The organism is Acidovorax sp. (assembly GCF_046294525.1).
Taxonomy (GTDB): Bacteria; Pseudomonadota; Gammaproteobacteria; order Burkholderiales; family Burkholderiaceae_C; genus Acidovorax.
In genome coordinates this window covers 139,749-157,701 of the sequence record NZ_JBKBKQ010000006.1, presented here as the reverse complement: position 1 = coordinate 157,701, position 17,953 = coordinate 139,749, and the positions used below count along the sequence as shown (strand labels likewise).

The window sequence follows — 17,953 nt, the reverse complement described above, 5'->3', positions numbered from 1 at the left end:
CATTCAGCCGGGGCTTCAAACGCAGCATGGCGAGGCAAAAAATTACCGCAAAACAAGCCATAGACTGGCTTAAAAGCGCGGTAACTGCGCTCAAATTCGCGTTATTCAGAAATAAGCGTATTTTTTGCAATTATATATCAAATTGAATATAATTGTTTAAAATTTGAGCAAAATCAGCGCAAAATCAACCAAATTGGTCATAAAACAGCCCTGAAAATCCGAATTTCGTGCCCAGTCAGCGCTTTCCACACCATCGGTTGGATCAAAAACTGCACTCTTTTTGCTTAAATTTTGAGCAATTTTCCGATCTGGACGATCTTGCCGCTTGTCAGTCTCCACCACTGCCGCCGTCGTCCACAATCGTCGGTTACGTAAAAAATCTGCGACGCCCCATGGCAATCAAGAAATCCGAGCTTTACTCTTCTCTCTGGTCATCGTGTGACGAACTGCGCGGCGGCATGGATGCCAGCCAGTACAAAGACTATGTGCTGGTGCTGTTGTTCATCAAATACGTCAGCGACAAGTACGCCGGTCAGCCCTTCGCGCCCATCACTATTCCGGCCGGGGCCAGCTTTGCCGACATGGTGGCGCTCAAGGGCACCACAGACATTGGCGACCAGATCAACAAGAAGATCGTGGGGCCACTGGCCGCAGCCAACAAGCTGGCCGACATGCCAGACTTCAACGACGCGACCAAGCTCGGCACCGGCAAAGAGATGGTGGACCGGCTCACCAATCTCATCGCCACGTTTGAAAACCCCGCGCTGGACTTCTCCAAGAACCGCGCCGATGGCGACGATATTCTGGGCGATGCGTACGAGTATTTGATGCGCCACTTCGCCACCGAAAGTGGCAAGAGCAAGGGCCAGTTCTACACCCCTGCCGAAGTCAGCCGCATCATGGCCAAGATCATTGGCATTGGTGGTGCACACACCACGAGTGCAACGACCGTGTACGACCCGACTTGTGGGTCGGGATCGCTTTTGCTGAAAGTGGGCGACGAAGCATCGGCCAAAGTCACGCTCTACGGCCAAGAAAAAGACTCCGCCACCAGCGGCTTGGCGCGCATGAACATGATCTTGCACGACAACCCCACGGCAGAAATCCGCCAGGGCAACACGTTGGCAGACCCCAAGTTCAAAGCCGACTTGAACGGCCAAGACGTGCTCAAGACCTTTGACTACGTGGTGGCCAACCCGCCGTTCTCTGACAAACGCTGGAGCACCGGCATCGACCCGCTGAACGACCCCTACGGCCGTTTTGAAACGTTCGGCGTGCCGCCCGCCAAGCAGGGCGACTTTGCCTACCTGCTGCACATCATCCGCTCGCTCAAAAGCACCGGCAAAGCCGCGTGCATCTTGCCGCACGGCGTGCTGTTCCGTGGCAATGCCGAGGCCGACATTCGCAAGAACCTGATTCGCCACGGCTACATCAAAGGCATTATTGGCTTGCCTGCCAATTTGTTCTATGGCACCGGCATTCCTGCCTGCATCATCGTCATCGACAAAGAAGACGCGCATGCACGCAAAGGCATCTTCATGATGGACGCCAGCAGCGGCTACATGAAAGATGGCCCCAAGAACCGGCTGCGAGAGCAAGACATTCACAAGATCGTGGACGTGTTCACCAAGCAAACCGATGTGCCTAAGCTCGCCCGCATGGTGGGCTTGGAAGAAATCGAGAAAAACGAGTTCAACCTGAACCTGCCACGCTACATAGACAGCAGCGTGGCCGAAGACTTGCAAGACATCGCTGGCCACCTGCAAGGCGGCATTCCCGAGTCTGATGTGAACGCCTTGCAACCCTATTGGACGGTGTGCCCAGGCCTGCGCCAATCGTTGTTCACCACACTGCGCCCTGGCTACTTGTCGCTGACCGTGGACAAGACCGCCATCAAAAGCACCATTTACGACCACCCCGAGTTCGCCGCCTTCATTGGCCGCATGAACGCTTTGTTTGATGGCTGGCAGCAGCAAACAGCCCCCAAACTCAAAGCCCTGCAGCCCGGTTTTCACCCCAAGCACCTGATTGTCGAACTGTCCGAAAACCTGCTCGCCCACTACACCGGCCAGCCGCTCATCGACGAGTACGCCGTGTACCAGCACCTCATGGACTACTGGGCCACCACCATGCAGGACGATGCTTACCTGGTTGCCGCTGACGGCTGGAAGGCAGAGACCTACCGGGTGATTGAAGTCAAGAAGAACAAGGAAGGCAAAGTCACCAAAACCGTGGACAAAGGCTGGGCGTGCGACCTGGTGCCCAAGGCGCTGATCGTTGCGCGCTACTTCGCCAAAGACCAAGCAGCCATTGACGAATTAACCGCCAGCCTCGACAGCATCACGGCCCAACTCACCGAGTTGGAAGAAGAGCACAGCGGCGACGATGCGGCGTTCTCAGGCTTTGACAAGATCAACAAGGCCAGCGTGACCGACCGGCTGCGCGAGATCAACGGCGACGCGGACGCCAAGGAAGAAGCGGAAGTGCTGAACCGCTGGCTCAAACTGGCCAAGGAAGAGGCGGAGTTGAAAAAGCGCCTGAAAGATGCCGAGGCCGCGCTCGACGCCATGGCCTACGCCCACTACCCTCAATTGAGCGAAGCCGACACCCAGGCGCTGGTGGTGGGTGACAAATGGCTCGCTGCGCTGAGCAACGCCATCCACGGCGAGATGGACCGTATCAGCCAGGCGCTGACGCAGCGGGTGAGGGAACTTGCCGACCGCTATGACACGCCTATGCCGAAGATGGTCAGCCGAGTGGCGGACCTTGAGGCCAAGGTGAACCAGCATCTGGAGAAGATGGGGTTTGTATGGAACTGAAAGCTGGGTACAAAGTTACTGAGGTGGGGGTGATTCCGAAAGATTGGGAAACAGTCTTTCTTTTTGAAATTTCAAGAAAAATCACCGACGGGGAACACGTCACGCCGCGAAGGGAAAAATCAGGATATTTCTTGCTTTCCGCTAGAAATGTATTGAATGGCCGAATTGATATATCAGACGTAGATTTCGTTGGTCGAGATGAATTTTTGAGAATACGGCAACGGTGCAACCCTGAGCCCGGTGACCTTCTAATTTCATGCTCAGGAACAATTGGGCGAGTGACAGTTGTACCTGAGGGCTTTGAATGCGTGCTAGTCCGCAGCGCCGCTTTAGTAAAGCCAATTCATGAGAAAGTTAATTCTTACTTCATTCAACACTGGCTGCAATCTGAACGAGCGCAAAAGCAAATCAGCAACAGCGTAAATCAAGGTGCCCAGCCAAATCTTTTCCTGAACCATATTGAGCGGCTGACCAGTCCTCGGCCGAATCTCCTTGAGCAACAAGCCATCGCCGAAGCCTTGAGCGATGCCGATGCCCTCATCGAATCCCTGGATCAACTCATCGCCAAAAAGCGCCAGATCAAACAAGGCGCCATGCAGGAATTGCTCACCGGCAAGCGGCGGCTGCCGGGGTTTGAGGGGGAGTGGGGCTTTAGGTCTGTCGGTGAGATTTGCAGCATGAAAAGTGGTTTCTCAATCACTAGTGAGGCCATTGATGAGCATTCATCTTTCCCCTGTTACGGGGGTAACGGTTTGCGTGGATTCACAGCGACGTATACGCATGATGGACGTTATGGGCTGATCGGTAGACAGGGGGCTTTGTGCGGCAATGTCGTTCGCGTAGAGGGGCAGTTTTTTGCCTCCGAACATGCAATCGTGGTTACGCCGAAAAGCACCATTGACATTGATTGGCTTACCTTTGTGCTTCGACGGATGAATCTCAACCAGTATTCAGAGTCGTCAGCACAACCCGGTTTATCAGTCTCTAAACTGAAAGCGCTTGAATGCGATGTGCCGCCCTATGAAGAACAAGCCGCCATCGCCGCCATCCTCAGCGACATGGACACCGAACTTGCCGCGCTGGAGTCCCGGCTTGCCAAGGCCCGCCAGATCAAGCAGGGCATGATGCAGGAGCTGCTTACAGGCAGGATTCGTTTACTATGAATTTCGTAGCTGCTTGCGCTTGATAGATAAGCGCCAGAGGCCGTTTTGACCACATACCTTTTGCATCGCCCCATGACGCCAAGAACCGCAATGAGCGAAGAATCAATGCAGCGTATGGAAGCACTCATCCCAAAGGTGGCGCACATCGCGGTGCAGCGGGCGCGCAGGCAGGCGCTCGCCACCAGCGGCAAGGTGGTGGAGGCCCGCAATGGTCAGTTGATCGAGTCCCACGCTGATGGCACGGCGCGGGTGATTCGCACCATCGCCAAGCCGGTGGCGGTGGCTAGTTAGTGATCTTGCGGCGAGGGAGAAAACATCTATATGAACGACATTGGCAAGCCTGAGCGTGCAACGCAGAACCGCGTGGTCAAACTTTTCTGCGACGAGTTGGGTTACCGCTACCTGGGTGACTGGGCCGACCGCGCTGACAACAGCAATATCGAAGAGGGCTTGCTGACCGAGTACCTAACCAGTGCAGGCTACACCCCGTCGCAGATCAGCACGGCGCTGCACAAGCTACGCACCGAAGCCAACCACCCCGAACGCAGCCTTTACGGCAACAACCAGGCCGTGTACCAGTTGCTGCGCTATGGCGTGCCGGTGAAGACCGAGGCGGGCAAGGCGACGGAAACGGTGCACCTGATCAACTGGAAAGAGGCCACGAGCAACCACTTTGCCATTGCCGAAGAAGTCACCCTCAAAGGCAAACAGCAGCGGCGGCCCGACTTGGTGCTGTACGTCAACGGCATCGCCATTGGCGTGCTGGAACTCAAAAACGGCCGGGTCAGCATTGGCGATGGCATTCGGCAAAGCCTGTCGAACCAGCAGCCCGAGTTCAACGCATGGTTCTTCAGCACCGTGCAGTTGGTCATGGCGGGCAACGATTCCGAAGGGATGCAATACGGGACCATCGGCACACCTGCAAAGTTCTTTCTGACCTGGAAGGAGGACGAGGCAGACAACAGCCGCTTCAAGCTGGACAAGTACCTGCTGAAGATGTGCAACAAGGCCCGCATCATCGAGTTGATGCACGACTTTGTGCTGTTTGAGAGCGGCGTCAAAAAGCTGCCCCGCGTGCACCAGTATTTCGGCATCAAGGCTGCGCAAGAGCATGTGAAGCAGCGCAAGGGCGGCATCATTTGGCACACACAGGGGGCGGGTAAAAGCATCTTGATGGTGCTGCTGGCCAAGTGGATTCTGGAGAACAACCCACAGGCGCGGGTGGCCATCATCACCGACCGCGACGAGTTGGATAAGCAGATCGAACGGGTGTTTACCGACGCTGGCGAGACCATTTGCCGCACCAGCAGCGGGCGGGACTTGATGAGCCAACTGGGGCAGGCCACGCCCCGGCTGCTGTGCTCGCTGGTGCACAAGTTTGGCGTGACAGCGAAGAATGCCGATGCAGACTTTGACGCTTTCATCAAAGACCTGCAGGCCCAGCCCAGCACTACGGTTGGAGAGGTGTTTGTGTTCGTGGACGAGTGCCACCGCACACAGGGGGGCAAGCTCAACCGGGTGATGAAGGCGTTGATGCCGAACGCCGTGTTCATTGGCTTCACCGGCACGCCGCTGCTCAAAAAGGACAAGGCCACCAGCCTCGAAGTCTTCGGCGGCTATATCCACACCTACAAATTCAGCGAAGCGGTGGAAGACGGCGTGGTGCTGGACTTGGTGTACGAGGCCCGCGACATTGATCAAGCGCTGGGCTCGCAGGACAAGATTGACCAATGGTTTGAAGCCAAAACCAAAGCCCTGAACGACTGGCAAAAGCAAGAGCTGAAGAAGCAATGGGGCACGATGCAAAACGTGCTCAGTTCCAAAGCCCGCATGGACCGGGTGGTGGCCGACATTATTTTTGACTTCAGCACCAAACCCCGCCTGTCCAGTGAACGGGGCAATGCCATCTTGGTAGCGTCCAGCATCTACGAGGCGTGCAAATACTTCACGCTGTTCCAGAAGACCCTGTTCAAAGGCCGGTGCGCGGTCATCACCTCGTACAACCCGCAGGCCAAGGATGTGACGCTGGAAGAGATCGGTGCCAATACCGAGACCGACAAGCAGTTCATCTACAACACCTACACCGACCTGCTGGCCAATGTGCAGCCTAATCCGGGCAAGTCCAAGACCGAAACCTACGAAGACGAGGCCAAGGCGCTGTTCATCAAACAACCGGCCAACATGCGCTTGCTCGTGGTGGTGGACAAACTGCTGACCGGCTTTGACGCGCCGCCGTGCTCGTACCTGTACATCGACAAGTCCATGCAAGACCACGGCTTGTTCCAGGCCATCTGCCGTACCAACCGGCTCGATGGTGAAGACAAGGACTTTGGCTACATCGTCGATTACAAGGACTTGTTCAAGAAGGTGGAAAACGCCATTGCGGTGTACACCTCGGAAATCGACCACAGCGCTGGCGGTGCTGACCCGGAAGTGATGCTGCAAGACCGGCTGACGCTGGCCCGGGAGCGGCTAGACAACGCGCTGGAAGCCATGTTCTTGCTGTGCGAGCCGGTGCCGCCCCCCAAGGGGGAGTTGGAGCACATCCACTACTTCTGCGGCAACACAGAAATTGCCGACGACCTCAAAACCCGCGAACCACAGCGAGTGGCGTTTTACAAAGGCGTGGTGGCACTGGTGCGCGCCTATGCCAACGTGGCCGACGAAATGGCCCCGGCCGGGTACAGCGAAGCCGACGCCAAAGCCATCAAGACCAAGCTGGACCAGTACCTTGCCATCCGCGAGATCATCCGCAAGGCCAGCGGCGAAACGCTGGACCTGAAGCCGTTCGAGGCAGACATGCGGCACCTGATCGACACGTACATCGAAGCCAGCGAACCGCGCAAGATTTCTCCGTTTGACGGAATTGGCCTGCTGGACCTGATCGTGAAGACCGGCATAGCGGACGCCATTGCCGACAAGCTGGCAGACATGCAGGGCAACCAGCAGGCGATTGCAGAGACCATCGAAAACAACGTTCGCAGCAAGATCATCAAAGAGAGCCTGACCGATCCGGCCTACTTTGAAAAAATGTCGGCGCTGCTGGACGAAATCATCAAGCTGCGCAAAGACCGGGCCATAGAGTACGAAGAGTATCTGCAACGCATCGCCGACATTGCCACCAAGGTGCAGGCGGGCAAGGCGGAAGACACGCCAACGAACCTCGATTCCCCAGGCAAGCGTGCCGTTTTCAATAACATCAAGAACTCGCCAGCGCTCAGCGCGACCCTGACCAGTGATGCAGACGACCCCTATGGCACTGCAGACATTGAAGAAGACCCCGCCGTAGAGCTTGCCCTGAAGATCGACAAGGCGGTCAAGCTAGCCCGACCTGATGGTTGGCGCGGCGTGCAGGCCAAGGAGCTGGTTATCAAGCGTGCACTGTACGACGTGCTCAAAGACGTGGATGAAGTGGAGCGCCTGTTCCTGATCATCTACGCGCAGCCGGAATACTGATGCTTGAGACCATCGACTTGGGCGGTATCCCTGCCGATGTGATCAGAAAGTGCATCAAGCATGTGCACTTGAGCGTGTATCCACCAACTGGGCGGGTGCGGATTTCTGCACCCGAGCACATGGCGCTGGACACCATTCGCGTGTTCGCTATTTCCAAACTGCCATGGATCAAAGGGCAGCAGCGCAAAGTGCAGGCGCAGGAGCGCGAATCGCCCCGCGACTACATCGACCGCGAGAGCCACTATCTGTGGGGCAAGCGCTATCTGCTGACGTTGGTGGAGCGGGATGCTGCACCCAGCATCGACCGTCAGCACAACCGCATCGTGCTTTCAGTGCGCCCCGGCACCACCACATCGCGGCGCGAAGAACTGCTGGACGCTTGGTACCGAGAACAAGTCAAAACGGCCGTACCGCCGCTGCTGAAAAAGTGGGAGGCCTTGATGAACGTGACGTCATCCAAAGTCTTCGTGCAGCGCATGAAAACCAAGTGGGGCAGTTGCAACCCCACCAGCCGCGCGATCCGCCTGAACACCGACTTGGCGAAGAAACCACCCGAGTGCCTTGAGTACATCGTGGTGCATGAACTCGCGCACTTGATCGAGCCCAGCCACAACGCCCGGTTTGTGTCGGTGATGAATCTGTTCATGCCCAAGTGGCAGCACTATCGGGATGAGTTGAATAACCTGCCAGTCCGACACGAGGACTGGGATTATTGAGCTAGTCTGCCCCCTATGACTCACTAAATCGAGACCGAAGACATGAAGAACTATTTTCGAGTGATGCTTGGTGCCAAAAGCGCTTATGCAGCGCTTTGCCGTGAACAGGGATTCATTGGCGCGGATTACCAGATAGCTCAGGACCTGAGTGCCGACTTGTTCGACAACTGGCGAGACTTTAACCAAAAGTACCGTCCGATTTTCTTGGATGCCCATCCTGAAAAATCGATGATTGGGGCGGGCCTTGCTTGTGGCGCACTATGGACGGTCGCTAAGGGTATTCAAAAAGGAGACATGGTGCTTTGTCCAAATGGATCGGGCACTTACTTCGTAGGCGAGGTGGCGAGCGACTATTTCTATGTTCCGGGTCAACCCCTACCGCATCGCCGCAGTGTTAACTGGCTAGCTCAGACCATCCTGCGTGACGACATGAGCGACGCGTTGAAAAACTCCACTGGCTCAATCGGCACGGTCAGCACGATTACGCCCCATGCTGTTGAGATTGAGAAACTGCTGGGTGTTCAACTCAACGATCCGGTACTTGTCGCGTCCGACCCTGATGTAGAAGATGCTGCAGCCTTCGCTATGGAGAAGCACCTAGAAGATTTTCTAGTCAAGAACTGGGCGCAGACCGAGCTGGGCAAGGACTACGACATATATGCTGAAGACGGTGAACCCGTTGGGCAGCAATACCCTACTGACACCGGCCCGATGGATTTGCTGGCGGTTAAGAAGGACAAGTCTGAACTTTTAGTTGTGGAACTGAAGAGAGGCAAGGCCAGCGACGTGGTGGTAGGCCAAGTGTTGCGGTACATGGGATTTGTGAAGGAAGACCTTGCAGAATCGCATCAGGTTGTGCGCGGTGCCATCATCGCGCTGGAAGACGATTTGCGCATCCGGCGAGCGTTGGCCGTGACTCCTAGCATCCAATTTTTCCGTTACCAGATCAGCTTCAAGTTACTGAAGGGATGAGTCAGCAACAACCCCGTCTTGGCGCATGACGCAGGCAGAGGACTTCGAGTATTTATTAGAAGCGCCACACCGGTCTCTACGACAGCACCTAGTCGGTGAGTGCCGGAAGACGCAGAATCTTCAAGAGTAAATAAGTGAGTTGGGAATGGCCGCAAAACCAAGACAGATAAGAGGAAAGCTTCTGCATGAGGCGTACACACCTGCACAGTCTGATGCTGACGGTTATTCGGATGGCGTTGATTTCGCGTCTGTAGTGGGAGACAAGAAATTCCACTCATTTCAGGTTTGGCGCGAAAAGCCAAGCAGCAGGCCCACTTATGTGTATGGACTGACGCTGAAACAGATTGAGGCTATTCGGGCCCGTTCAGATAAAAATCTTGCGGTAGAAAATGCCGAACTACGGACGCAACTGGATGCCGCCAAAAAAGCAATGAGTGAGCTTGAGCAACGAGTGGCTGCTAAGGGAGCCACACTTGCCGAGGAGAATGCAAGGCTTAGAGAAGAACAGCAGTGGTACATACACACACTGCGCCCCCTGTTGAATCGTCAAACGAATGACTTTGCGGCGGGGGCTAGCCAGAGTATCCGTGCGACGCTCATACCAACGGGTGGTATGCAGGGCTTCAGACGAAAATCTAAGCGAAGGTAATATATTTTGATTTTCTTCGATCTTGCCTGCTGGCCGTAGACCTGAGAAAATTGCGTAAATCTCGCTGCAATGGCGGGACGATGGCTACTGGTATTTGCTGTCTTGCTTTTCTTTCCTTGACCCCGACTGATTTTCTCTTGCCATGCCTTTGGTGTGTGAATCTATTGCATGTCCATGCGGCTATGGTTCTCGGAATTTCGCTTTGATCTAAGGTAGCGATAAGACACAGTTATCGACTGCCAGATAACCACCAAAACGGCCCCTTTCGCGGGCCGTTTTTTATTGTTTTTCCAACCCGTCCATAGGACTCACCATGAAGAAAATTCGCACTCCGAAGGAGGGCGCTGGCGCAGCTTTGTCTGCTCGCACCACCACCACGTCCAACCGCACACTGCAAACGCCGCCAGAGGGCGTTCTGAGCGGTTTTTCGGCCACTGCCGAGCAGTTCATAGCGGCCAGCCAGTCAGCGGCTACCAAGCGCGCATACGCCTCCGATCTGAAACATTTTTTCGCCAACGGCGGGGGCATTCCAGCCAGTCCAGCGGCTCTGGCCGAGTACCTGGCCCGATGCGCAGAAAAACTGTCGGTTGCTACCATGGAGCGACGGCTCACCGCGATCCATAAGGCCCACCTTGAAAAGAATCTGGAATCTCCGGCCCGAAGCGAGACCGTGAAGCGCGTGATGCAGGGCATTCGCCGGACACTGGGCACCAAGCAGCGGCAAGTGCAGCCCTTGGTCAAAGATGATCTGCTGGCGGCATTGGTGATGATTGACCGGCAGAAAATGCCGATCAAAGCAGCACGCGACCGTGCGCTGTTGCTGGTTGGGTTTGCATCGGCCATGCGTCGGTCAGAGCTTGTGGCTGTGCGAGTGGAGCACCTGACCTACCTAGCCAACGGAGTAGAGATTTTCTTGCCGTCCAGCAAGACTGACCAGGAAGCTCAGGGGCGAACCGTGTTTATTCCGCACGCCAATGGCGAGCGTTGCCCGGTGCGTGCTCTCGCGCGTTGGCTGGTAGTTTCCGAAATTACTGAGGGTTTTGTGTTTCGTGCCGTCAGTCGTCATGACCGTGTCGCACGGCAGGGGCTGTCAGCGCAGTCAGTGGCGCTGGTTGTGAAGGCATCGGTGGAGCGCGTGGGAGCAGACGCTAAGAAGGTCAGTGGCCATAGCTTGCGGGCTGGCTATTGCACTAGCGCAGCGGAGAATGGTTTGCAACCATGGCAGATACGAGAACAGACAGGGCACAAATCGGACGTGACGCTAGCGAAATACATTCGCCCTGTCGCGAGGAGGAGCATTCCGAGTTTGCTATGAGGGTTGGACCGCGACCCTTGACTCTTTGATGGTCGATAGATAAAGCCGCCCTGATGCGGCCATCAGTTACCGGCAAAGAACTGCGGCACTTCGCTCAAGTAGGAGTGTTCTTCGTCGAATGCATGAAAGCAAGCCTACACTGCGAAATATAAAAGACTTGGGGGGACCATGTACGTTCGTCGAATTACTGCCTGCAATTTCCGAACATTCGGAACAGAGGCGGAGGGCAAACACCTCAACTTAGTTCTAAATCAAGGCCTGAATGTCCTCGTCGGTGAGAACGATGCCGGCAAGAGCAGCATCGTGGACGCCCTGCGATACGCACTGTCCACGACAAGCAACGACTACCTGCGCATTGAAGACCTGGACTTTCACGTGTCCGATAACGTTCGAGCCGATGAGCTAACCATCGAGGTTGAGTTTGGTGGTCTGTCCAAGGACCAGAAAGCTGCTTTGCTCGACTGGCTCACTCTCGAACGCGATAAAGAGCCGTATCTCGTCATCCACCTTCGCGCTCGTCGACGAATCGATGTAACAGAGAGCCGCAACCTCCAGCCGATAGTGCGGACCCATTCAGGCGTCGGCGGCAACGGGCCAGAAATTGGAGCAGCAGCCCGTGAATTAATCCGTGCCACCTACCTCAAGCCTTTGCGAGATGCTGTATCCGAGCTGCGCCCCAAGAAGGGCTCGAGACTCTCCCAGGTGCTCCGAGCCCAGAAGGCAATGAAAGACCAGGGGGTCAACAAATTTGATCCCAAGAATCCCGATGCGCCCCCCAACACGCTCGTCGAGGTCATGGCACAAGCGCAGCATCGTATCAGCGGTCTCAAGGTCATCAAGGATGTAAGGGATGACCTCAACACGAACTATCTCACTAAGCTGAGCTTTGAAGATGCTCCTTTACAGTCTGACATCCAGATGGCTTCTGAGCCGTCTCTTGTGCAGCTACTGGAAAAGATGGAACTAACCCTAGGCCCGCCCTCTTCGGTAGGCGACTTGGAGGCCTGTGAGCGTGGGCTCGGCTACAACAATGTGCTGTTCATGGCTGCGGAGTTGCTTTTGCTCGGTTCCGGAATGGAACTCGCTCTTCTTCTTATAGAGGAGCCCGAGGCGCACTTGCACCCTCAGCTTCAAGCTCGAGTGCTGGAGATGCTCTCTACACGAGCCGCCAACGACGGTATCCAAATTATCCTGAGCACCCACAGCCCAAACATCGCGGCCAGCGCTCCGGTCGAGAACATCGTTCTGGTCTGCAAAGGCAAAACTTTTCCCTTGCGCAAGAACGAAACAAAGCTTGATGACAGCGACTACAAGTACCTGTCCAGATTCCTAGACGTGACCAAAGCCAACCTGTTCTTCGCACGAGGTGTTCTTATTGTCGAAGGGCCCGCTGAAGAGCTTCTACTGCCGGCACTTGCCGAGGCCTGTGGCCGCTCGTTCACGGCCAACGGCATCTCCGTCGTGAATGTCGGTTCAGTGGGCCTGTTCCGATATGCCCGAATCTTTCAGAGCCTCGCCGGTGCAGACGCGCCGATTCCTGTGGCCTGTGTCACCGACAGGGATATTGTTCCGAATGGCGTGACCTACATCCAAGGCCGATTGGACAAGGAGAAAGCAGGCGTTCCCTTGCCAAAGCGACGGAAGACACACAGCAATCGGAAGGAGGAAGACTTCACCCCAGCAGAAGCTGCGAATCACGTCCAAGCGCGCGTGGATAGAGCAGCAGGCGGAAACACCAAGGTGTTCGTGTCCGACAAATGGACGCTGGAGTACGACCTTCTGACTTCGGGCTGTCGGGATGCGATGTACACCGGAATCCAACTCGCTGATGCGGAAAACTCAGACGGAATACTAAAAGCCGCCGTGCGCGATAAAACTGTGACGGAGGCAAAGAGGTTCCTCGATGAACAAGATATTTTTGCTGTTCCGGACGAAGAAATAGCCATCGATGCATACGAGCTGCTCGCAGATGGGCTATCCAAAGCAATCTCAGCGCAATATGCGGCAGAACTGCTGAGAGATGGTCATTGTGGTAAGGGCGATGAACTCTTCGGAAAGCTTCCTCCCTACTTGGCTAACGCGTTCAATCACTTGATGCCTCACCTGGAGCCGCTTTGATGCCGGTGCAGCTAAATACCGAAGACCTAGAGCATTTGGGGAAATGGTTTCCACAACTGACGTTCAATCGGAATGACCAAATACAGGCCTTGCTCTATATGGAGTCGGCAGACTTTCAAGCGGTGCCTGGTAGCGGAAAGACGACATTGCTCGGCGCAAAACTCGCCTTATTATCAAGCAAATGGCCATACACGAACCGTGGAATATGTATTCTCAGCCACACCAACGTGGCCAAGCAGGAAATTGAACAGCGGCTCCTGAGCATTCCAGGTGGCGAAGCACTTCTGGCCTACCCACATTACATCGGAACTATCCAGACTTTCATCAACAAATACCTGGCAATTCCTTGGCTGAGAGAAAGAGGTATAGAGCTAAAGGAGATTGACGACGATGCCTACGGCGACAGATTATTAAGACTCGCAAAAAAACACGATGATATTAGAGGGTGGTTGTTTCAAAACGAATGGGAGCGATCCAGCACGATTCGCGGGATACGCTACAACGGTGCGGACTTGGCGCTTGCCACATGGCCAGACTCCGAACTTCCTAAGAATGGAAAAACGATCACGGCTCTTCGCGAAGTAAAGAAAACTCTGACGCAGGATGGCTGGTTTCGATACGACGACATGTTCGCATTCGCGGAACGCGCGTTGAAATACGTCCCGACGCTGGCTGACGCTGTTACCCACCGCTTTCCCTTGGTTTTCATAGACGAAATGCAGGACACCAGTGACCTGCAACTGGACGTGCTCAGCAAAGTGTTCGTACGGGACGCCGTCATTCAGCGCTTTGGGGACATTAATCAAGCGATCTTGAACCGAGGTGCCGGGACTCATGACCACGCGTTTCCAAAGCAGGGGTTCTTCGAGGTCTCGTCCAGCCTGCGCTTCGGCCCAGAGATTGCGGATGTCGCCAATCGCTTGAAGCTGGTGGGTGGAAACATGGAGGGTAATGGCGGCGGAGCAGTTGCGCAGCCTGCACTCATTCTCTATTCAACTGCGACGATACATAGCGTGGTTCAACGGTTCGGTACCTGGGCCGCCGAGAACTTCACCCTCGAAGAGCTAGCTTCGAGGCCGATCAAGGCAGTCTGTGGCGTCAAGCGCGAAGGCAATGCCCGACAGCCTGTCGGAAGGCACATCAGGGACTATGCCCCAGACTTTGTTATTGACGCGAACCGCCCTGCAGGCGCTAGAGCAACGCTTTGCAGGCTTGTCCGCGAGGCAAGCGTTGTCGAGGGCCTTGCTGGAGCCGTAGCGAAGCGTACAAGCACCGCGCGCCTTGTCGTTCTAAAGCTGCTACAACATTGCGGTCGCCCAGAGCTTCGCGACTTGGTTGGTTGGCCCCAATTACGGCGAGCGCTCCAGCAAAACTCTAAAGCCCTTCTGGCCGCGAACCGCGTAGTGCTCGACATCGTAGAAGGCCAGTACGCCACCGACACGGAGGAGCTTTGGAGCGCTTCACTGGCAAGGTTGATGATGGCGCTGGGGCTACTCATTGAAGCAGGCGCGGAGATGTCAGCCCTCGATGAGGCCAAATTTGAAGCCGATACTAGAGGTCGACTTGCCGCGCAGCAAGGTGGGGTGAACACCCTTCGCATTGATTCGCACGGCAAATCTTTTGACCTTCAATTGTCGACAATTGCAAGTGTCAAAGGGGAAACTCACCTAGCCACCCTGGTGCTCGAGTCTTGCTTTATGACACATTACGATCTCAGTGAATTGATCCCTTATCTCATGGGGACGGAAGCTGCAAGCGAAGTGACAGACCCGCGGCGGAAGTCGCAGCTTCATAACCTTTTTGTGGCAGTGACGAGAGCGACTCGAATGACGGCTATAGCGGTCCATGCGGACCGGGTACCGCAGGCATCTCTCCCACTCATGGAAGCCGCAGGATGGAACGTTTGGGACTGGACGTCGTGATACGCGAGCGTGACTTAGGGTGCTCGGCGCGTTGCGTGTCGCGACGTTCTGGCTTCTTAACAGGGGACGTTGCCGAGGCTTAGATACTCATGTTCACGAAGAGCTGCATGCAGTCTCCAGTCGCATATCCTGGTTCAGGCGGTTTTGCCTCTATTACCCATGCCGGGGCGCTGCAGCAGATACCCCTTCGGCGCGGTGGTTCTATTGGGCACATCAGCTGCCGTTCGGCACAGCGAACTGAAAGACAGCAGTTAGCCTCTTGGCAAGCCGTCCCTTGATTTCAATGTCGTAGCCCAGCCGGGTGATGCAATCCATCAGCTTGCGCTCGGACAGATTGCTAAAGTCGCGACGCATCATGTCAACCCGCCCCCTCAGCCGTGCCAGTTCGCTCTTCAAGGCGGTATGAAGTGATGAGGCGAAAGACTCAGCTTTCTGTGGTCGGGGCGGACTTGCTCGCTGGCCCAAACTTCTTTGCGTTCATGCTCCGAACCACTTCGTCAATGTGGGATGTGGCCAAGTGCGAGTACCTTTCCGTCATCTTGGTGGTTTTATGGCCCAACACCTTGCTGATGGCCAGAAGGCTTGCGCCGTTCATAGCGAGGTAACTCGCTGTCGTGTGCCGCAGGTCGTGGAAGCGGAATTCTTCAATGCCTGCTGCTTTAAGTGCAGCGCTCCACGATTTGCGAAGATCGACTGGTTGAGTGACGTTCGCAGTGCTCGGGAATACGAGCCCGGCAGCAGCTTTGCCTTCTTGGCTTTCCACCAGCTTTGTGCGCCGATCTTCGAGCAACTCCAGTGCGGGCGAGGTGAGCAAAACTGAGCGCGCCTTGCCGTTCTTTGTCTTGGTCAGATGCACACGGGTAAAACTCTGATCCGGGGCGGTATGAATGTCTTGCCAGCGCATGCCCATGATTTCGCCCTTGCGCATGCCCGTCGAGATTGCCAGTAGCACCACCAAGTACAGGTCGGGGTTGGGTGAAATCTCGCACGCATTGAGCAGCGACTCGCGCTCCGCATCTGTCAGATAGCGTGTGCGCTCGTTATTGACTTTCGGACGCTGCACATTCTCAACCGGGGAGGACTCGCACCAGTTCCATTCTTTGCGTGCCACGGTGAAGGCATGCGAAAGCGCCATCATGTACCGCAGGACGGTCGCCGGGGCAGGGTGCTTGTCGAGCCGTGTCTTCGACTTCTTGAACTTGTCGATGCTCCGTGTCACAAGATCGGTTGTGACTTCGGAAAGAGCGTAGGGGCCAAGTTCATTAATCCACCAGGCGATGTGGGTCTTGTGGTCTTTGCCTCCGTTGGCCTTGTCGGTCAGCACGTTGTCGCGGTAGCGCTCCAGCATCTCGCGCACGGTGTGCTTGCTGGCGGAGTTTTTCCGGATGGTCATGCCAGTGCGGATTTCGGTTTCCGTCTGGATGGCCCATTGCTTGGCGTCGGTCTTTCGCAAGAAAGTTTTCGACTGCGGCGGATAGCCTTGGATACGGACTTGAGCTTGGTAGCTCACTTTGCCGTTTTGGTCTTTGCGTTCACGGATGGCAGCCATGTTGTGTTTTGTGTACGGTCAGCGAAATGTGACGGCACAAAAACTGGCTGGAGAGAGATAGCACTGTTGTTCAGTGCTGCCAAATTGTGCCGTCTACTGTGACTTGAGTGTGACAGGAGACGGCACTTTGGACAATAACGACTCGTAAGTCGTTGATTTTATTGGTGCCGGAGAGATGAATCGAACACCCGACCTTCTCATTACGAATGAGCTGCTCTACCGACTGAGCTACACCGGCGTAAGCCCAAGATTATAGCGTGGAATGGTAGCTGGTCACGCGTTCGACTTCATTTTTTGAGCCGAGGATCACGCTCACGCGTTCATGCAACTGGGTGGGTTGGATGTCGAGGATGCGTTGCTTGCCGTTGGTGGCGGCGCCACCTGCCTGTTCCACCAGCCAGCCCATGGGGTTGGCTTCATACATCAGGCGCAGCTTGCCGGGCTTGTTGGGTTCGCGTTTGTCCCAGGGATACATGAAGACGCCGCCTCGGGTCAGGATGCGGTGCACGTCAGCCACCATGCTGGCGATCCAGCGCATGTTGAAGTCCTTGCCGCGCGGGCCATCTTTGCCCTGCAAGCACTCGTCGATGTAGCGCTTCACGGGCTCGTCCCAGTGGCGCATATTGCTCATGTTGATGGCGAATTCCTTGGTGTCTTCCGGGATGCGTACGTTCTCTTCCGTCAGCACGAAGGAGCCTTGTTCGCGGTCCAGCGTGAACATGGCTACGCCGTCGCCGACGGTCAGCACCAGTGTGGTCTGTGGGCCGTAGATGCAGTAGCCGGCAGCCACCTGTGCGGTGCCAGGCTGGAGGAAATCTCCGGCCTCCACACCGCGGTCGTCGTCGGGCTTTTTCAGCACGCTGAAGATGGTGCCGATGCTCACGTTCACGTCGATGTTGCTGGAACCGTCCAGGGGGTCGAACAGCAGCAGGTATTCGCCTTGCGGATAGCGGTTGGGCACGAGGTAAATGCCGTCCATTTCTTCCGAGGCCATGGCCGCCAAGTGGCCGCCCCATTCATTGGCTTCGATCAGCACCTCATTGGCGATGATGTCCAGTTTCTTCTGGATTTCGCCCTGCACGTTTTCGCTGCTGGCGGTGCCCAGCACGCCGCCCAGCGCGCCTTTGTTCACGGCGTGGCTGATGCTTTTGCAGGCGCGGGCCACCACTTCAAGCAGCAGGCGCAGTTGCGAGGGGATGAGCCCGTCCACCCGCTGCTGTTCAACGAGGTAGCGGGTCAGGCTGATGCGCTTCGTCATGGGTTGATCTCTTTCG

Annotated in this window: 13 protein-coding genes, 1 tRNA gene and 1 pseudogene; 10 read left to right on the top strand and 5 right to left on the bottom strand. The window is 55.8% G+C overall.

Features of this window, described 5'->3' with window-relative positions; translation table 11 throughout:
• Positions 1 to 156: 156 nt before the first annotated feature.
• Positions 157 to 399: a hypothetical protein gene (locus ACK4HJ_RS08840; RefSeq protein ID WP_409830047.1), complete on the bottom strand. Its 243-nt coding sequence runs from the start codon at positions 397 to 399 to the stop codon at positions 157 to 159.
• Between ACK4HJ_RS08840 and ACK4HJ_RS08835 the strand changes: the two genes are divergently transcribed.
• The 10 genes from ACK4HJ_RS08835 (at position 393) to ACK4HJ_RS08790 (ending at position 15,130) form a co-directional block, all read left to right on the top strand.
• Positions 393 to 2,819: a type I restriction-modification system subunit M gene (locus tag ACK4HJ_RS08835; protein WP_409830045.1), complete on the top strand. Its 2,427-nt coding sequence runs from the start codon at positions 393 to 395 to the stop codon at positions 2,817 to 2,819. The genes ACK4HJ_RS08840 and ACK4HJ_RS08835 overlap by 7 nt on opposite strands.
• A complete protein-coding gene (locus ACK4HJ_RS08830; protein WP_409830043.1) occupies positions 2,810 to 3,982 on the top strand; it encodes a restriction endonuclease subunit S in 1,173 nt (390 codons plus the stop codon). The genes ACK4HJ_RS08835 and ACK4HJ_RS08830 overlap by 10 nt, the downstream gene beginning before the upstream one ends.
• 90 nt (positions 3,983 to 4,072) lie before the next feature.
• On the top strand, positions 4,073 to 4,273 hold the full coding sequence (locus tag ACK4HJ_RS08825; RefSeq protein ID WP_409830041.1) for a hypothetical protein: 201 nt from the start codon (positions 4,073 to 4,075) through the stop codon (positions 4,271 to 4,273).
• Between the two features lie 30 nt (positions 4,274 to 4,303).
• Positions 4,304 to 7,438: a type I restriction endonuclease subunit R gene (locus ACK4HJ_RS08820; RefSeq protein WP_409830040.1), complete on the top strand. Its 3,135-nt coding sequence runs from the start codon at positions 4,304 to 4,306 to the stop codon at positions 7,436 to 7,438.
• Positions 7,438 to 8,154 (top strand): M48 family metallopeptidase, encoded by a 717-nt coding sequence (locus ACK4HJ_RS08815; RefSeq protein ID WP_409830037.1) that lies wholly within the window; start codon positions 7,438 to 7,440, stop codon positions 8,152 to 8,154. Before ACK4HJ_RS08820 ends, ACK4HJ_RS08815 begins: the two co-directional genes overlap by 1 nt.
• Positions 8,155 to 8,196: 42 nt before the next feature.
• Positions 8,197 to 9,126, top strand: coding sequence for an endonuclease NucS domain-containing protein (locus ACK4HJ_RS08810; protein ID WP_409830034.1), 930 nt, complete (start codon positions 8,197 to 8,199; stop codon positions 9,124 to 9,126).
• Between the two features lie 145 nt (positions 9,127 to 9,271).
• Complete coding sequence (locus ACK4HJ_RS08805) at positions 9,272 to 9,775, top strand: hypothetical protein (RefSeq protein WP_409830031.1); 504 nt, start codon at positions 9,272 to 9,274, stop codon at positions 9,773 to 9,775.
• A gap of 313 nt (positions 9,776 to 10,088) precedes the next feature.
• Positions 10,089 to 11,090: a site-specific integrase gene (locus ACK4HJ_RS08800; RefSeq protein WP_409830028.1), complete on the top strand. Its 1,002-nt coding sequence runs from the start codon at positions 10,089 to 10,091 to the stop codon at positions 11,088 to 11,090.
• A gap of 168 nt (positions 11,091 to 11,258) precedes the next feature.
• Positions 11,259 to 13,208, top strand: coding sequence for an ATP-dependent nuclease (locus ACK4HJ_RS08795; protein ID WP_409830027.1), 1,950 nt, complete (start codon positions 11,259 to 11,261; stop codon positions 13,206 to 13,208).
• Positions 13,208 to 15,130 carry a UvrD-helicase domain-containing protein gene (locus ACK4HJ_RS08790; RefSeq protein ID WP_409830024.1) on the top strand — a complete coding sequence of 641 codons (1,923 nt, stop codon included), beginning with the start codon at positions 13,208 to 13,210 and terminating at the stop codon, positions 15,128 to 15,130. Before ACK4HJ_RS08795 ends, ACK4HJ_RS08790 begins: the two co-directional genes overlap by 1 nt.
• Positions 15,131 to 15,343: 213 nt before the next feature.
• Here the strand turns inward: ACK4HJ_RS08790 and ACK4HJ_RS08785 are convergent.
• The 4 genes and pseudogenes from ACK4HJ_RS08785 to ACK4HJ_RS08770 form a co-directional block, all read right to left on the bottom strand.
• Positions 15,344 to 15,487 (bottom strand): annotated as a pseudogene (locus ACK4HJ_RS08785) (XRE family transcriptional regulator); the annotation flags it as partial.
• 67 nt (positions 15,488 to 15,554) lie between these two features.
• On the bottom strand, positions 15,555 to 16,679 hold the full coding sequence (locus tag ACK4HJ_RS08780; RefSeq protein ID WP_409830022.1) for a tyrosine-type recombinase/integrase: 1,125 nt from the start codon (positions 16,677 to 16,679) through the stop codon (positions 15,555 to 15,557).
• Between the two features lie 162 nt (positions 16,680 to 16,841).
• A tRNA-Thr gene (locus tag ACK4HJ_RS08775) sits at positions 16,842 to 16,917 on the bottom strand.
• Positions 16,918 to 16,929: 12 nt separating this feature from the next.
• Positions 16,930 to 17,937 carry a class 1 fructose-bisphosphatase gene (locus ACK4HJ_RS08770; RefSeq protein ID WP_409830018.1) on the bottom strand — a complete coding sequence of 336 codons (1,008 nt, stop codon included), beginning with the start codon at positions 17,935 to 17,937 and terminating at the stop codon, positions 16,930 to 16,932.
• Positions 17,938 to 17,953 lie beyond the last annotated feature (16 nt).

Coding starts and splice junctions, on each gene's coding strand:
- ACK4HJ_RS08795 (WP_409830027.1), top strand. CDS start 11,259: ATGTACGTTCGTCGAATTACTGCCTGCAATTTCCGAACATTCGGAACA.
- ACK4HJ_RS08770 (WP_409830018.1), bottom strand. CDS start 17,937: ATGACGAAGCGCATCAGCCTGACCCGCTACCTCGTTGAACAGCAGCGG.
- ACK4HJ_RS08800 (WP_409830028.1), top strand. CDS start 10,089: ATGAAGAAAATTCGCACTCCGAAGGAGGGCGCTGGCGCAGCTTTGTCT.
- ACK4HJ_RS08835 (WP_409830045.1), top strand. CDS start 393: ATGGCAATCAAGAAATCCGAGCTTTACTCTTCTCTCTGGTCATCGTGT.
- ACK4HJ_RS08830 (WP_409830043.1), top strand. CDS start 2,810: ATGGAACTGAAAGCTGGGTACAAAGTTACTGAGGTGGGGGTGATTCCG.
- ACK4HJ_RS08815 (WP_409830037.1), top strand. CDS start 7,438: ATGCTTGAGACCATCGACTTGGGCGGTATCCCTGCCGATGTGATCAGA.
- ACK4HJ_RS08825 (WP_409830041.1), top strand. CDS start 4,073: ATGAGCGAAGAATCAATGCAGCGTATGGAAGCACTCATCCCAAAGGTG.
- ACK4HJ_RS08810 (WP_409830034.1), top strand. CDS start 8,197: ATGAAGAACTATTTTCGAGTGATGCTTGGTGCCAAAAGCGCTTATGCA.
- ACK4HJ_RS08805 (WP_409830031.1), top strand. CDS start 9,272: ATGGCCGCAAAACCAAGACAGATAAGAGGAAAGCTTCTGCATGAGGCG.
- ACK4HJ_RS08820 (WP_409830040.1), top strand. CDS start 4,304: ATGAACGACATTGGCAAGCCTGAGCGTGCAACGCAGAACCGCGTGGTC.
- ACK4HJ_RS08780 (WP_409830022.1), bottom strand. CDS start 16,679: ATGGCTGCCATCCGTGAACGCAAAGACCAAAACGGCAAAGTGAGCTAC.
- ACK4HJ_RS08790 (WP_409830024.1), top strand. CDS start 13,208: ATGCCGGTGCAGCTAAATACCGAAGACCTAGAGCATTTGGGGAAATGG.